The organism is Chryseobacterium viscerum (assembly GCF_002899945.2).
Classification (GTDB): Bacteria; Bacteroidota; Bacteroidia; order Flavobacteriales; family Weeksellaceae; genus Chryseobacterium; species Chryseobacterium viscerum.
The window spans coordinates 16,278-32,268 of record NZ_PPEG02000015.1; the positions used below are offsets into that span (position 1 = coordinate 16,278).

The window sequence follows — 15,991 nt, forward strand, 5'->3', positions numbered from 1 at the left end:
TTAATAATAGAATTCATTAGAATAATGATGCTAATTTTAGAGACAAAATTCATTTTAGTATTGTTAGGGATTATTTAAATAAATTGAAAAATGAAATTCTATAAAATAAGTAATTTGGTGGCTAATCTAAAACGCAACTCCGTAGAATTGAAATTTCAGTAAATATTTTTATTCGAGAATTACTAAATAAGATGTGTCCCTAATTCAACAAGATTAAATTTACGATACCAAAAATCGTACAAGTATAAATATATTAAGTAATACTCTTATTTGCTTATCCTTTTTGCAATAATTGTTTTGTAAATATAATGCAATATACATACACACTATATACCTATACGTTAAAAACAAGAAGCAACTTAAAAACACAATAATTTAAAAATCAATAAATTACGAAATGAAGTGTTATTGCAGTGCTTTACTTGCCTGTCAAAATGAATAATTTTGAACTCATTATAATACATTTACTGATACATTAATGAAATTATTTTTTATAGGAATTCTTTTTTCTTCTTTAGCTTTTTCTCAAATAGTGATAAATACAAGTGATCCTAAAAGTATGAAATGAAGCAAAATTATTTTCTGCATTTTTATAAAGTATGCAGAACATCTAATATGAATACTATTTCAAGCCAAACTTCACTAAATATTTTATACTGATTATTTCTGCAAAACCTAAGAATTCTTTTTACTATTACGATGATATTTTTGATAAACAATATAAGATAAAATCAATGTTCACCTATTTTTCTTTAGCTGGATCAAATATTATAAAGCATAAATATATCAAAACTTGTTAATCAAATACAGATAATAAAAAATCATCAGCGTTTCACTTGATAATCAAATACTAACATAATTAAAAACAACCAAAATGAACATTAAAAATTTATTAGTAATAGGCTTTTCGTCTATCGCTGCATCATTTTTTGCACAAAGCGGTAATGTAGGGATTAATACCACCACACCAGGAACCACATTGGATGTAAACGGTGCCATTACCAATCGTGAAACAATTGCTTCTGTTTCGGCTAATGTGGTTACAGTCCCTGCAAATGTAAGTCAGGTACAGCTTTCAGGAATGGCTACTGCCAATGTGACCATCAATGCTCCTGGTGCTCCCAATGCAGGACAGCGTCTTGTCGTCTTCAACAATACAACAGGTGGTTTTGGGGCTACACTAAACGGTGTTACGATCCCTAACGGAAAAGCACTGGAGTTTGTATACAGCAATTCGGGATGGAGATCAACTGACGGGGGATCTTTAGGAGCCACTCCTGTTAATATTTACACAGCAGACGGAACATTGTCCGGAAACAGAACCGTAGCACAGGGAGCCAATACCCTTGCCTTTACCGGAACTGCCGTAAATGCATTTTCTGTAGCAGGCAACACATTATCTGTGGATGCAGCCAATGGCCGCTTAGGAATCGGTACAACAACACCGAATACTAAATTAACAATAAGAACATCGGATAACAGTTTTGGAATTAATCATACCAATGGTACGGTTAATCTTCAATCTTTTATAGGGTCAGGAGCCGGATGGATTGGAACGACAACGCCACATGATTTTAAGTTAGAAAGTAATAATAATGCCCGAATAACAATTTCAGGAAATACAGGCAATGTAGGGATTATTACCACCACACCGGGAACAGCATTGGATGTAGACGGTGCCATTACCAATCGTGAAACAATTGCTCCTGTTTCGGCTAATGCCGTCACAGTGCCTGCCAATGTAAGCCAGGTGCAGCTTTCAGGAGCAGCTACTGCCAATGTAACCATTACAGCTCCTGGCGCTCCCAATGCAGGACAGCGTCTTGTCGTCTTCAACAATACAACAGGTGGTTTTGGGGCTACACTAAACGGTGTTACCATCCCTAACGGAAAAGCGCTGGAGTTTGTATACAGCAATTCGGGATGGAGATCAACCGACGGTGGATCTTTAGGAGCCACTCCTGTTAATATTTACACAGCAGACGGAACATTATCTGGAAACAGAACCGTAGCACAGGGAGCCAATACCCTTGCCTTTACCGGAACTGCCGTAAATGCATTTTCTGTAGCAGGCAACACATTATCTGTGGATGCAGCCAATGGCCGCTTAGGAATCGGTACAACAACACCGGATACCAAATTAACAATAAGCACACCGGATAACAGTTTCGGAATCAATCATACCAATGGTACGGTTAGCCTGAAATCTTTTATCGGAGCAGGAGCAGGATGGATTGGAACGACAACACCACATGATTTCAGGTTAGAAAGTAATAATATTCCAAGAATGATAATTACAGGGAATACAGGCAATGTAGGAATTAATACAACCACACCTACCACCACATTGGATATTGATGGGACTTTAAGGGTTCGCTCATTACCGTTACAGACAACGCTTGGAATTTCTAACATCCTGCTTTCTGATACTTCCGGAGTTGTTTCACAGATTACAAATAACGATTTCATCAATACCCTGAAAGTTCCTAATAATATATTCAATGCAGAACAAACTACAAGCATCAGCACCAGTTTGCCAGGTACCGGTGCTGCCAACAGAGTTGTATTTGGAACAGTGAATATCAACACCCCAGGAGCAGGCACATGGGATTCTGTCAATAATACTTATACGGTTGCGAAAAAAGGAATATACCAGATTGTAACTGGAGTAAAATTGGAAAATGCAACAAGTACAATAAATAATTATGGCCTTTATATTACTGCAGGTAGCGGTAGTTGGACATATTCAGGAGTTTCACAAATAGGAAATCTATTTTTGTTATCAGGAACTTATGTAAAACTTCTTAACGCAGGAGACCTTATTTTTTGTGACACAAAAACAGGTGCTGGTACTGCAAATTATACTCAAGGTAATGCTTTTATACACATTATTTATACTTCACTATAGAATAAGAATTGATGATTCTATGATACATTCATTTGTATTACTATATAAATGTGTAATAATAGAGTATAATAATTAACCACGCAGTGCAGATGCAGTAATTAAAAAAAATATTTTTGTTTATAATTCTGAAGCTCTTAATTTTTAATCTGATCTAAAATGATGAAATACACCAAATGGTTTGCTATTATTATAATTTTTATTAGCTGTTCTGCTACTCCTAAAACAGCAGACGATAACAGCTTTAATCAAAATAATCAAACAGACAGAAATCAGGAATTTATGGACAAAGTAAAAAGTGAAAATATAATTAAAACACAAAGTCCATTAATAGATGTCATTAAATCAAATCCACAAGTTTTTCACTAAGTAACCTTTGTCTAAAGAATATAATCTATATAATCAAAAATTAACCTAATATTTTTTTGATAAATATTAAATATTAACAATAAATACTTTCATTCTATAAGAGAAAAAAACATGTATCGTAAAATTATTGAGTAAAAATATTCATGTCATAAAATTACAAGTTGCAATAAAATATTTTATATCCCGAAATATTATATTGGCAGCTTGTTGGAAGAATGTGAATAAAAGCATTGTTATCATTCTGTCATAAACAGGTTAATAACCTCAAGATGCACTGCAATAAATATCATTAAATAGTATGTATAGATGTTAGAGAAAAATACTCACATTATATTACCCGTTAAGAATATGAGACAAAATACATAAAAAAACTTCTTATCAATTAAATTTAGAGTATTTTAAAATATATCTTTTTGAAAAAAAATATTTTTCTTTGCCATCTAAAAAATTATTTAGAAATACAGAGATTGCAACCGCAAGATTTAATGGTCCTATTGGCGGGTGTGATTTTAATCTTGCAGGAATTAGATCGGACTATCTAGGAACTGGAACTACTAATTCTTCATCACTCGCTTTAAGAACCTGTGATTCTGATTAGGTTACCATTAATGAGACTTGTAATACTGGCTTTAGTATTAGTTCGCCCTCACAAAAATTATATGTAGATGGAAATTTAAGATTAAGCAATGTGCCTATTTCTAATTTTCAGTCCGCAGATATCTTTGCTTTTCAGGAAAATGCAACTTGGACAATAAAAGCTGATATGCCTAATGCTACTACAACTTATGCTCAACCAAATTTCTCTTGGATCATTCGACTACTTTACCTACGCAATCGATTGGGTTTGGAGGATCGTCATTTGGTACAGCTACTTCGTCACCTGTACCATAATTTTATTTAAATATACTTAAAAAGCCAATTTTTCCAATACCAGCTCTTTACGATTTTACATTCTGACTCCTACTGTAGTGGTTTCATTGGCAACCAATGACTTATTGCGCTTAACAACATTTAAAACTTTTTGATATTAATGGAAATTCTTAACTAGGAAAAAGAGCTTATAGATTAGGAATAACAAAACCTTAAACTTATCATCTTCAAAGTATTCTTTATTTTTGGCATAATTGATAATGTATTACTTACAGCAAAATTTAAAAGTTGTTTCTGATAATTTTCAGAAATAACTTTTATTTTTAACCATATTAGCATTAAGAGCAGATTATCAAAATCTGCCCGAAAATAAAAATCAGTTTTTAATTATCGATCATGTAAAACAAATGATCGATAAAAAATATTTGAAGATAGGCTTGTCTTAATCCAAGACATGAATATTTATTTAAATACTTCAAAAATTCTTTCTAAATCTTCTACAAAGTATTTCGATATTTCTTCGGTTATTGGAACAAGACCAGAAAATCAGAAATATGATATTAATTGATAGTTAGTGTACTTCAGCCAAATTCCACTTTGTTAAACGTAAAATAAAGACTAAGATTTTAGTTAATAAGTTACGACAATCAAATCTAATATTAAGTTTGCTGTGGCTTAGCGTATTTCATTCTAGTAATTAATTGGGTGGTGTGATAACCGTCAAGAGAAGAGCCGGCAATGGTTCCTGCCCTTTCAATATCAATAATACCAGTTTCTTCCCAAATTTCGCCGGGGAAATACAAATCCACAATTTCACCAACAATCAATTGCGTACCATTGCTTTTGATAGAAACAATTTCTTTCAATAGTAAACTCATTTGTACATTCGACTCTAAAACAAAAGGCGCTTCAAAATTATTTTTGTAATCGATATTCAGTCCGGCAGCATCAAATTCTGACTGTTCTCGCTTATATCGTGCAGATGTTTGGTGTGACTTTTCAAAAATATCCTTATTAACGTGGTTAATTGTATAATAGCTTGTTTGCTTTATATTTTCCAATGTGTGTCTTTCAACGGAATCGGGGCGGGAAATAAACCCCATCAAAGCAGGATTCGCCCCAATGTGCATCACCGAATTAAAGATAGCAAGATTGGTTTGTCCTTCTTTGTTGATGGTTCCAATTAGATTAAGACTTTTAAAGCCGCTCAGTGAATTGATCATTGCAGTTCTTTTCCTTTCCTCTAAATCGGCTATCTGCTGATTGGTAAAATGAGTTAACATCAATTATTTTGATTTAAAATTTTTAATTAAATATACTATCTGGTTTTCCATATTGGTTTTGAAAGTTCTTTCCAATTTACGAACTCATTTCATTAATTGATCGGAAAATTCACAAGACTTGGTATGGAAAACATCTAACTTTCTTTTATCAATTATAAAGAGAGATCTCAAAAAACGAAAACATGGAAATATTAGCTTTCAAAACCCGGTTCTTTTTTTAACATTTGAAAAAAAGCATTGACAAAAAGAAATATTGCCGTGATGATGGCCGAAATATAGACCTGTTGATTGGAATATTGATTTGCTACCGCAATAGCAACTAATGCCCAAACAGCAACTAAAGCAAATGCGATCATATTCAGCTTCCAAACCATATACAAATTGATAATGGCTGCAACGATAAACATTACTATAGTCCAGACAGTTTCCGAAATTCCAAACCCTGACCATTGTATTTTTTTCAAGTATGCTGCTATATCTGCAATCAAAGCGACGGAGATCCAACCTGAGTAGATATAAAAGGGCAGGCGAAGGAAAATTGTTGTTTTTAAGTCACTAGATTTTATCAGATCCAGGTTATTACCAATAATTTTAAGCAAAGAGATAAACAAGAGAACCATAATCGGAATGGTAAGAAAAGTATATTCATACAACCAGGTAAATACCCATAGACTATTCGCGATACAGGAAATAACAAACCACCATCCAACATTTAGAATAGTCTGCTCCTTAGCATCTGTATTTTTTTTAAAGGACCGAAATAAATCACAAAACCAAGAAGCCCCAGGTAAATAAGACCCCAAATAGAAAAAGCATATCCAGCAGGAGTAAAAAGATTCTGAAACTTGGCTGAAATGGTTGCCATAGTTTCATTATTTAAAATTCCGGTGTTGGAGAGATAGTTGATGCCAATTGTTACAACCAGAGCAACCGTATTTAAAATTTGAAATCGTCTTGTCATCGTATATTTTTTAGAAAGAAACATCAAGATTTTATTTTTCAGTTAAATTAATCAAATTTCATCAAGCTAAGGAACTCCATAAACAAAGTTTAATAATTTTTAAACTCTATCACATTATAAAGAATACACCAATGAATACACTTTTTTATAGTAAATCGCTAAAAAAAATGTAATTTTAAGAATCATTCAATCATATTTGGATTGCTCACCCATGTATTCAATTCTTGAAAAATTTATCCGGAGTAGAAGTGATATCTCTTTAGAAAAACTTGAGATTATAAATCCTTCTTTAAACCCCTTAAAACAAATAGAAATGAAATACTTCTCCAATATGATCAGGTATGCAAATGGTATTACTTTATTAATAAAGGCTGTATCCGTTTATTCACAACCACAAAAGAGGGTACAGACAGTTCCAGATATTTCGCTTTTGAAGGAAATTTTGCAACGGCTTTGCTGAGTTTTATTGATCAAAAGCCCGCGAGAGAATATCTACAAACGATTGAAAATTCAGAATTGATTTGTATTTCGAGGAAGGACTTTTATCATCTCGTTGAAACAATACCTGAGTTTGCAAAAATATATACTGAAATTTTGGAGCTCGGATTCATCATCGCACAAAAGAGGATTTATGGTTTTCAAGGGTTTGACGCATTAGATAAAATAAAATGGTTAATTGAATACCAGCCGCAACTTCTACGTCGGGTATCCAACAGGATGGTCGCTTCTTATCTAATAATATCCCCTTCAACCCTTAGCAAAATAAAATCAAAATTATAAAAACGTTGACATAGGGCAACGTTTTTGATTTTTAGGGTTTCTAACTTTGCAAAAAAGCTTTATGAAAACACCACTTTTGCTTCTACTGCTCAGTTCATCTATTGTCTTTGGATAAAACAAGACTGAAAAAACGATACCACACTCCCCTACTAATGAATATGTAAAGTCTGTTAATAATTTAAGTACCGAAGCAGCACTAGAATTGGCAAAACGCATTTCAAAAGCAGCATCTACAAAAAATAAAAACGTTTCTATCGCATTATTGGATGCTTCGGGAACAACCATCCTACTGCTCCGCGGCAACGGTGTCGGACCTCACAATACGGAAGCATCACGGAGAAAAGCTTACACGGCCTTATCTACGAAAACACCCACCCTTTTGTTACTGAGAAATGCGGAAAACAATCCTGACACAAAAAATCTGAATTCACTTCCTGAGCTACTGCTATTAGGAATGCCCATTTGGTACAAAGGTGAAATTATCGGCAGTGTAGGTGTATCAGGTGGTGGCAGTCCGGATAATGATCATTGGATCGCTCAATCTGCATCCATACCTGAAATCGGAATCACCACTACAAAATAGTTTGAATTTAAAATAATAAGAAAAATGAAATCATTAATCTTGACCATCCTTTTCGCACTTTTGTCCATTGGGACTTTTGCCCAGAAAAATAATTTTCAGTTGTCAAGTCATATTTTGGATGTATCTAAAGGGCTGCCTGTTTCAGGAGTCAAAATAAAATTAGAAAAGTTTAATAAGCAATCTAAAATCTGTTCTTTCGTAGATGAAAAAAATACAGATTCAAATGGCAGGATATCGGATTTTCTACCCTCCGAAAAAGATAATCTTGGCATTTTCAAATTGACCTACTACACCAGCGATTATTTCAAAAAAACAATATAGAAAGTTTTTATCCATTTATTGAGTTGGTGTTCGAAATCAGAGATAAAAATCATTACCACGTTCCGATTACACTTTCTGCTTATGGCTATTCTACATACAGAGGGAGTTAATTACTGAATTATTATCTCACCTATCAATAACACATGATTACAATTGAATGCCAACTTAAGCTTCGTAATACATAATGCAGTAATCTAGTAATTACAAAAAAATAACTTTATCTTCTAAAATTAAAGATATGGAAAATATTACGAGTGCAGATCTATATGATCTAAAAATCGAGATTATTAATGAGTTCAAAAAAATTGTCGCTGAAGAGATTTTTAAGCATTCTTCCGCTGAAAATGAATTCGAATGGCTACGAAGTAAGTCAATCAGGAAAATTATGAATATTGCCCCAGCAACTTTACAAAACCTGCGTATTAGTGAGAAAATAAGGTATAAAAAAGTAATGGGTTCTTACTATTACAACAAAAAGGATCTTTATAAACTATTTGAATCTGAATAATATGGATAGTAAATGGATTAATTTCTTGCAAAAAATTTCCGATGATAAAAGACTGAATGTATGGCATATTGCTATTATTGTAGCAATTATTCAAATTGCAATTGCCCAGGATGATAAAAATAGAATTAGAATTAGTCGCAGTAAACTGATGAAAAAATCACATATCAAAACCATTCCAACGTATCACAAATATTTTAAAGAATTACAGCTTTTCGGCTATACAAAATACACACCCTCCTATCATCCAAAAGGCAGGAGTTGCATTGAGATATTCTACTAATTTTTTTTGGAAATTTTAAGATATCAAAACTCACTAATATTTCAGGTCGTCCTCCTCCAATTTAATAAAAAAAAATCCGTTAAATTTAGACTGCACCCCAAAGTTTAGACAAAATTAAACAATATTATTATATGAAAGAGTTCGGTACTGTACCGGACTCTTTCCTTTTAGATTAAGTCTTATCCTGTCGTTGTTGTAGTAATTAATATATTCCTTTATTTCCTTTTTGAGTTCATCAATGGTTTTAAATTTCTTAGTGTAGAACATTTCAGATTTTAAAGTCCCAAAGAAGTTTTCTATTACCGCATTATCCAGGCAGTTTCCTTTGCGGGACATACTTTGGATAATTCCTTTTTCTTTTAACAGATGCTGATAGGCTTTCATCTGATATTGCCAGCCTTGATCAGAGTGGATAATGAGGTTTTCAAGTATTCTTGATTTTTCTAAACCCCTTTTTGAGCATATTTATGACCTGTGCAAAAACAGGTCTTTCCAAGAGATCGTAACTCACGATCTCGCCGTTGTACAGATCAATTATCGGTGAAAGGTATAATTTACTGCCCGAGACGTTAAATTCTGTCACATCAGTGGCCCATTTTCTGTTGGGCAGATCTGCCTTAAAGTTCCTCTCAAGAATATTTGGCGCTATCCTGCCTTGCTCTCCCCGGTAAGATCTGTATTTTTTAACCCTAATGATACTTTTCAATCCCAGGGTCTTCATTAATCTCAATACCGTTTTATGATTGATTATAATTCCTTGTTGTTTCATGACCAAAGTGATACGACGGTATCCCAACCGTCCTTTATGCCTATGATAAATCTGTTTTATCAAAGCTTTTATCTCTCCATATTTATCCTTTTTCTTAAGTACTTTCTGATGGTAATAGAAACTGCTTCTGGCCATACCTGTACAATCCAGAAGGACCGACAGATCATATTTTCGCCTTAATCCTTCGATGGCCTCTGTTTGTTCTTTTTGAGAGTTAAGGCGTCTAACTTTTTTAGAAAATCAATTTCGGCCCGCAGCCTTTCGTTTTCCAATAAAAGTTCTTCTTCTCGGGTTAATGGCTTATCGGACTTTCTTTTCTTACGTTTGTAATCGCTCATAATGCGGGGTCTTCCTTTGGGGGTATTCTTTAACCCTAAAATACCACTTTTTTCATAATCCCTTTGCCAACTCAACACAGTAGACTGCGCTGCGATATCGAATAGGATACATGCTTCCCTTTGTGAGAGATGTTCTGTTTCGATGGCTTTCAAAACTTTAATCTTGAAATTCAACGAGTAGCTCCTGTTTTTTCTTGGTTGTAGTCCCAAGGTTCCGTACTTGTTATAAAAACCGATCCACTTGCGCAGATTGCTTTCATTAAATCCTTTCTCTGTTGCTATAGATTCAATCGAACGATGAGAATTTTTGTGAAGTTTAATACATTCTAATTTGAAAGCAACGCTAAATTTTTCTTTTCTATACATAAAAAATGCCCCTAAAAAGTGTCTAACTTTTTGGGGGCAGTCCAATTTTCATTTAACGGATTTTTATTGTTTAAGATCATGTCATCTTTAAAATCTTACTTTTTACCAACTTAAACTCTTTTAGGATCCTAAGATCCTCTTCGGTAAGACTTTGAGAAATGCTTCCCTTGTCTGGGATTGTTTCATCATTTTTATCCAACTTCTGCTTGAGTTTCAACATTTCACTATTGACCATTTCCTGAGTTGTTAATGCATATTGCTCAGTTTGAGTAACAGAATGATGCCCCATCATTTCCTTTACAACATTTATCGGCACACCATTTTTCAGGGTAACTGTGCTGCCGAATGTTCTTCTAGCTTTATGGGTGTTTAAGTCACCGTCTATTTCGCATAAAATCGCAATCTCCTTCAAATATTCATTCATCCTTTGATTTGATTTTACAGGCAGCACTAGATTATATTCCTTGCAAATAGGATCATCTTTGTACTTTTTCAATATTTCAATAGCATTTTTTAACAGTGGAATATTTGTGGAGGATTTAGTTTTTTGTCGTTTCGACATAATCCACATACTGCCATCAATTTCCATTTTGATATCTTTATAAGAAAGTTGCTTAACATCTATGTATGCCAAACCAGTGTAGCATTGGAAGACAAAAATATCTCTGATTGCTGTTAAGCGCTTAGTGGAAAATATTTTATTTTCCATTACATGTAATTCATGCGTACTCAAAGGTTTTTTATCCAATTTTGTTTTTTTGGACTTAAATAATTTGAAAGGATCTTTTATAATGATTTCCTTTGCTATTGCTCGGAGGACAATCTTCTTGAAATTGGCAATATACTTAAGCGTTGTATTATTAGAACATTTTCTTACAGTTTTTAAATAAAATTCATATTCTGTAACAAAAGTATAATCAAGCTCTCTAAATTCTATATCTTCACGCTGATAACGATGCTTAATGAACTCTTCTACATGAGATCTGGCAGTAACGTATCTTTTGTAAGTTCCGATTGCGAATTCTTTGCTGTCAACCAATTGTTGCATTTCATCGTTGTGATTTTGAAATTCTTCTAAAACCATAACCCTGGAAACATCTTTCCCCTTAATATGATCAATTATTCTTTGAGCCGTGGTAAACTGACCACTGTTATGCAGCTCAGTTCGCAATTTCGTAATGCTCAAAACAATAGAATCTAAAAAATAATTAAGTGATCTAGCATCCTCCTTACTACCGCTAGATCTTTCAGTTTTTTGATTCCACCGGTTTAGTTCCCATCTCATCATAGTTGAAATCTCTTTTGAGATTCCGTCGACTGTAACTCTTAAATAGATTGTTCTATACGTTACTTTCTTCTTACTTGGCGACTTTAAAAAAAAGGTAATGCCAAAACTTTTCTCTAACATAATTCAAATTTTAAGTTAATAAATTTCGAATTAAATTGCTCATTAGTCAAGATGTTAATACCATTTACTAGTTTGATAATCTAATGGTTACCACCTATTTTGTGGCACAGTTTCTTTTACTGGTCATTGTGCCACGATTCTGCCACAAAAATTATGCGTAATTATAAAAAATTTGAGCATCGTACAAATACAAAAAAAGCTGTAATTAATTAAATTACAGCTTTTTAAATAGATTTTTGAGTGTTTTTGAAAAGTTTAGTTTTTCTACTCTGCGGAGAGAGAGGGATTCGAACCCCCGGTCCCCTCTGTGATGCAATCTATTAACTAATTAAAAAACGAGTTATATCCTTTGAATCCAGCTAATATGGACAAATTTTATGCGTAGGGTTTAATATAAAATACATGTGCATTATCATCTTCCTCTTTAAGTTCATCGTCTATAAAAACTGCTTTCCAATTTTCTTCTTCATTACAAAATTCCAATTCACAATATTCTTTACAGCAAGCATTCAAATCATATATCTTAGTCATTGTAATAACAGCTATAGGATATAAAACTTCTTCACTTATTTCCAAAGCCAAGTCTATCACATTACCTTCCTCATACCGGTCAATAAATATCTGAAATTGCTTATATAGTTGGTTTTTCTTTTCTTCAATATTTTCACTACTTCCAATATAGATTCCTGTTCTTCCAAAATTTTCTTTAAAACAATATTCCATTTCATTCCGCATTGTAGGAATAAATTCGCACTTTGGTATATCTTCATAAATTTCATTCCATATATCGCTGTCGCTTAATTCTACTATATCAATATATGCTCTGTTCTCAACAAGCTTTTTAAGGAGGATTATCTTTCCTTCATAAGTATCTACTTCATAAATTTCTTTGTTAGTATGAAAACTAAGGTGATAGTCAAGAATTTCAACTCTATAATTTTTACTTTTTAATCCAGTATATTTCTCAAATGCAAATAAATAGCCATCATACTCGGGTAATCCATACTTATCACTAATAATATTGAATATCTTCCTGGAGGCTCCCTCTAGACCTGAATTTTTTAGCAAATCCAAAGCTTCTTCTTTTAAGATATTTAACACCTCTTCTTCCCTCCCTATCTTCAATTCAATATACTTCTGGGAAAGATAGCTTTTAAAATCCTTTAATATGAAGAAATAAGGATCAGTACTATGTACTTCTCCTTTCGTCGAATCCCATAGTTTTGGATCAACTCCATATCCTATATTAAAATTCGTTTTAGCATTCTTATCATTAATATGACAGTATAGATTTTTATCACTGCCTTTTAAATAATACTTAATATTCATTTTTAATTATTTATAAAAGTTAAATAAAAGATTAAATACGATTAAAGAAGGTATGACATGTACTTCATATCTTCTAAAGTTAAGCTAATTTATACATCATGTCTTTCAATTCTCTCATCATGGCACCCTGTGGCAGCGTTTGGCCTTCAATCGCGCTATTAAATCAAAAAAGTAATTACATGCTTAAAACAGAAATAAGGGAAACAACATTTAGAAATTTTCAAAATCAACTTTAAGATTCTAGAATATCAAAAAAAAAACTATCGTTTAATTGGTGATTATGTTAAGAATCATTCACAACAAAAATAAATACAAACAATTGTTAATCAGTTAATTAATTATAATAATTATATATTTAACTCATTAAAAGACTAACAGTGGAACCATTAACAAAAGAAGACTTAAGGCAGTTTAAAATACAACTGCTCTATGAAATAAGACAGATACTGGACGAAAAAATGAAACCAGCATTAAATGACACAAATCCAGAATGGATACGGAGTAAATCTGTGCGTATTTTTATGAGTATGTCCCCTGCTACCTTACAAAACCTAAGGATTACGGGGAAAGTCAGGTTTAAGAAAGTTTTAGGATCATATTATTATAATTTTGAGGATTTAAAAAAACTATTTGAAAATGAAAAAAAATGACACAATTAACTGGTTGGAATTCTTGATTCAGACTACAGAAGATAAAAGACTTATTACTTGGCATATTCTAATTTTAATTGCAATTATTAAACTTGCTTATCTTCAAAATGAAGAACATATTATACGAGTTAGCAGAAGTAAGATTATGCATTACGGTAATATTAAAACTATCCCCACATACCATAAATATTTTAAAGAACTTCAAAATTTTGGTTATATAAAATATACACCATCTTATCATCCGGATTATCGAAGTACTATAGAGCTGCTGATTCCTCAAAACCCAACAGCAGAAATGAACAACTAAGGTGATTATATATTTCTATTTAAAGAGATTCTTTTAAATAGAACTCTTATATAATGGCGTCACCTTGACTTCAATATATATACTGAACAATCAATGATACTGTGTACAACATGCATATGTATCTTACTAACTATCTGTTTATAAGAAAGTCCAAATTTTATGTGAGCAACACCGTAAAAAATGCAATTTTATACCGTCTTTAGTTATTACATTGTAAAATTTGACTTATTTTGCAGTAAAACATATTATGACCGGACAAAGCAGCTCATATTTTCAAAAAAAATCACCCTTGCTGGATCATTAATTGCTATAGGTATTGTGTTTGGGGACATTGGTACCTCGCATTATATACCTTAAATGCAGTTTTTCACCATAAAGTTATAACTGAAGTTATTGCGCTTGGCAGCTTAAGCTGTATTTTTTGGACACTTCTTTTCGGTATTGAAATAAAATTCAGAACGTAACCCTGCGGTAATAATTAATTCCTTATTTTGCTACACTGTTCTAATAAAAATCATCCAGGATATCAGAAAGAAGAAGGTTTCCGAGATATTCATCGTTGTCTTCATCGTCTCCGTCCATCATATCCTTGTAATCTCGATAATAAGCATATATAAACTGTGGAAAAGATTCGCGCGGAATAACTTGAATAACTTTGGCTATCAAGGCTTCATCCAGACAAAAAGAATAATCTGCAAATTCTAGAAATTGCATATCAGGATATTCCACCAATCGTAGCAGCAAATCAAGTTTTTGCGCTGGTACATCACCTTCACCGATTCCGCACAGAACTGCCAGTGTCGATTTGATCATAACCTCATCATCCTCTTCTACTGCTCGGATATATTTGTTAAGTTCCGGTTCACTTAGATGGATGTTATTTAACAGCATCGCATACTCTTCTTCGAATTGCTTAGTAATGCTATCATAATTTGCTTGGCTATGTTTGAAGACACCTGCATTCCTATCGATTTTGGGATTTATATCTTTGTAAATGCGTTGCAAGTAGTCATTAAAAACACACCCTTCTTCTACCTCGATTATCTCCTCCCAATTCATTATACTGTCAAGAATATCATTTTTAAGACCTTCCTCCTGACTTGTCGCAACATGATAGATTAAATCCAAGTATGAGCTTTTATCACTTGGCACAAAGCACTGCTCAGTTTCACCAGCCTTTGAGAATACCATAAAAAGGTCTAAACGTCCAAAATTATTCCGGTCGAAAAATAAACGGAAAATAAGGTCCTTTTCAAAGGTAAACAGTGGAAGGCGAAAGCTGGTATTCTCCATCTCGTATATAATCGTCTTGCACAATTCTCCCTCAGCACGGATAGTATAATGTCCGGTCAGCAGGACCATACGCAAAACGATTTCCTCCAATTCTCTTCTTTCTTTTGAAAACATAAAGTCATTATCCACAGACATTTCTGCGGTATTACCCATCCAGCCCAAGAGCTCTCCTGCACTGATAGCTTTTCCGCCAAATGTCATTCCAAAATGAACTTTAAACAGCTCGGCGAATTGGCGCTCGGTAAGATCCCAACCGATTTTTAATACCACTTCCTTTATCGCCAACGCAGGGTCTTTCGATTTGTAACTATGTGCCAATTCAATTTTCATTCTGATCAGGTAATCTCGGGGTGTAGATTCAGTGTCACGTTTAAAGTCCCTGTTGAATTTTGAAGTTGAAATATTGAAGGGCTTCCGCAGCTCATCGACCTCCTTAATTGAAATATTAACGATGTTCTCTTCCATATATGCTATAATCTCATTTATATAAGCCATAATAACTTTTAATTCGGTTTATTCATTTTCAAAATTATCACTTTGCTTATTACCAAAAAAGGAAGTACAAAGGCAATTTAGGAAGTCTGGCGTCAAAAAATATTTACTGTCAAAAACTAAGATTTCATCAGATGAAGCTTGGCTAATTAAAGTTTGTTTTTAGTAAAATGAAAGGT

At 33.1% G+C, this 15,991-nt stretch carries 17 protein-coding genes and 1 pseudogene; 9 read left to right on the forward strand and 9 right to left on the reverse strand.

Annotated features, from left to right (window positions below):
• Nucleotides 1-874: 874 nt before the first annotated feature.
• Nucleotides 875-2,908, forward strand: a complete 2,034-nt coding sequence (locus C1634_RS24945) for a beta strand repeat-containing protein (RefSeq protein WP_109739333.1) — start codon at nucleotides 875-877, stop codon at nucleotides 2,906-2,908.
• A 156-nt stretch (nucleotides 2,909-3,064) separates the two neighbouring features.
• Complete coding sequence (locus tag C1634_RS24950) at nucleotides 3,065-3,274, forward strand: hypothetical protein (protein ID WP_103234944.1); 210 nt, start codon at nucleotides 3,065-3,067, stop codon at nucleotides 3,272-3,274.
• 1,529 nt (nucleotides 3,275-4,803) lie between these two features.
• Here C1634_RS24950 and C1634_RS24955 read toward each other — a convergent pair.
• From C1634_RS24955 to C1634_RS26380, 3 genes are all read right to left on the reverse strand, one after another.
• Nucleotides 4,804-5,427, reverse strand: coding sequence for a flavin reductase family protein (locus tag C1634_RS24955; protein WP_103234943.1), 624 nt, complete (start codon nucleotides 5,425-5,427; stop codon nucleotides 4,804-4,806).
• 191 nt (nucleotides 5,428-5,618) lie between these two features.
• Nucleotides 5,619-6,047, reverse strand: coding sequence for a hypothetical protein (locus tag C1634_RS26375; RefSeq protein ID WP_228410165.1), 429 nt, complete (start codon nucleotides 6,045-6,047; stop codon nucleotides 5,619-5,621).
• A gap of 92 nt (nucleotides 6,048-6,139) precedes the next feature.
• A complete protein-coding gene (locus tag C1634_RS26380) occupies nucleotides 6,140-6,388 on the reverse strand; it encodes a hypothetical protein (RefSeq protein ID WP_228410166.1) in 249 nt (82 codons plus the stop codon).
• A 360-nt stretch (nucleotides 6,389-6,748) separates the two neighbouring features.
• Here C1634_RS26380 and C1634_RS24965 point away from each other — a divergent pair, with 360 nt between their 5' ends.
• From C1634_RS24965 to C1634_RS24990, 5 genes and pseudogenes are all read left to right on the forward strand, one after another.
• Nucleotides 6,749-7,168: a Crp/Fnr family transcriptional regulator gene (locus C1634_RS24965; protein ID WP_262509927.1), complete on the forward strand. Its 420-nt coding sequence runs from the start codon at nucleotides 6,749-6,751 to the stop codon at nucleotides 7,166-7,168.
• 133 nt (nucleotides 7,169-7,301) lie between these two features.
• Nucleotides 7,302-7,751 (forward strand): GlcG/HbpS family heme-binding protein, encoded by a 450-nt coding sequence (locus C1634_RS24975; RefSeq protein WP_103234865.1) that lies wholly within the window; start codon nucleotides 7,302-7,304, stop codon nucleotides 7,749-7,751.
• 153 nt (nucleotides 7,752-7,904) lie between these two features.
• Nucleotides 7,905-8,182 (forward strand): annotated as a pseudogene (locus tag C1634_RS24980) (hydroxyisourate hydrolase).
• A gap of 128 nt (nucleotides 8,183-8,310) precedes the next feature.
• A complete protein-coding gene (locus C1634_RS24985; RefSeq protein ID WP_103234864.1) occupies nucleotides 8,311-8,580 on the forward strand; it encodes a DNA-binding protein in 270 nt (89 codons plus the stop codon).
• 1 nt (nucleotide 8,581) lies between these two features.
• Nucleotides 8,582-8,860 carry a hypothetical protein gene (locus tag C1634_RS24990; protein WP_109739334.1) on the forward strand — a complete coding sequence of 93 codons (279 nt, stop codon included), beginning with the start codon at nucleotides 8,582-8,584 and terminating at the stop codon, nucleotides 8,858-8,860.
• 114 nt (nucleotides 8,861-8,974) lie between these two features.
• Here C1634_RS24990 and C1634_RS24995 read toward each other — a convergent pair whose 3' ends face one another.
• The 5 genes from C1634_RS24995 to C1634_RS25015 form a co-directional block, all read right to left on the reverse strand.
• Nucleotides 8,975-9,244, reverse strand: a complete 270-nt coding sequence (locus C1634_RS24995; RefSeq protein ID WP_103234862.1) for an IS3 family transposase — start codon at nucleotides 9,242-9,244, stop codon at nucleotides 8,975-8,977.
• A gap of 40 nt (nucleotides 9,245-9,284) precedes the next feature.
• Entirely contained in the window at nucleotides 9,285-9,818 is a 534-nt protein-coding gene (locus C1634_RS25000; RefSeq protein WP_109739336.1) for an IS3 family transposase, read from the reverse strand.
• A complete protein-coding gene (locus tag C1634_RS25005; RefSeq protein WP_228410167.1) occupies nucleotides 9,806-10,378 on the reverse strand; it encodes a transposase in 573 nt (190 codons plus the stop codon). Before C1634_RS25005 ends, C1634_RS25000 begins: the two co-directional genes overlap by 13 nt.
• 31 nt (nucleotides 10,379-10,409) lie before the next feature.
• Nucleotides 10,410-11,741: a site-specific integrase gene (locus tag C1634_RS25010; RefSeq protein ID WP_109739337.1), complete on the reverse strand. Its 1,332-nt coding sequence runs from the start codon at nucleotides 11,739-11,741 to the stop codon at nucleotides 10,410-10,412.
• Between the two features lie 375 nt (nucleotides 11,742-12,116).
• Nucleotides 12,117-13,070 carry a hypothetical protein gene (locus C1634_RS25015; protein ID WP_109739338.1) on the reverse strand — a complete coding sequence of 318 codons (954 nt, stop codon included), beginning with the start codon at nucleotides 13,068-13,070 and terminating at the stop codon, nucleotides 12,117-12,119.
• A 377-nt stretch (nucleotides 13,071-13,447) separates the two neighbouring features.
• Between C1634_RS25015 and C1634_RS25020 the strand changes: the two genes are divergently transcribed.
• Both C1634_RS25020 and C1634_RS25025 read left to right on the forward strand, forming a co-directional pair.
• Nucleotides 13,448-13,720: a DNA-binding protein gene (locus tag C1634_RS25020; RefSeq protein ID WP_103234532.1), complete on the forward strand. Its 273-nt coding sequence runs from the start codon at nucleotides 13,448-13,450 to the stop codon at nucleotides 13,718-13,720.
• Nucleotides 13,707-14,027 carry a hypothetical protein gene (locus C1634_RS25025; RefSeq protein WP_103234533.1) on the forward strand — a complete coding sequence of 107 codons (321 nt, stop codon included), beginning with the start codon at nucleotides 13,707-13,709 and terminating at the stop codon, nucleotides 14,025-14,027. The genes C1634_RS25020 and C1634_RS25025 overlap by 14 nt, the downstream gene beginning before the upstream one ends.
• 504 nt (nucleotides 14,028-14,531) lie before the next feature.
• Here C1634_RS25025 and C1634_RS25030 read toward each other — a convergent pair.
• Nucleotides 14,532-15,815 carry a helix-turn-helix domain-containing protein gene (locus tag C1634_RS25030; protein ID WP_103234534.1) on the reverse strand — a complete coding sequence of 428 codons (1,284 nt, stop codon included), beginning with the start codon at nucleotides 15,813-15,815 and terminating at the stop codon, nucleotides 14,532-14,534.
• Nucleotides 15,816-15,991: the final 176 nt, after the last annotated feature.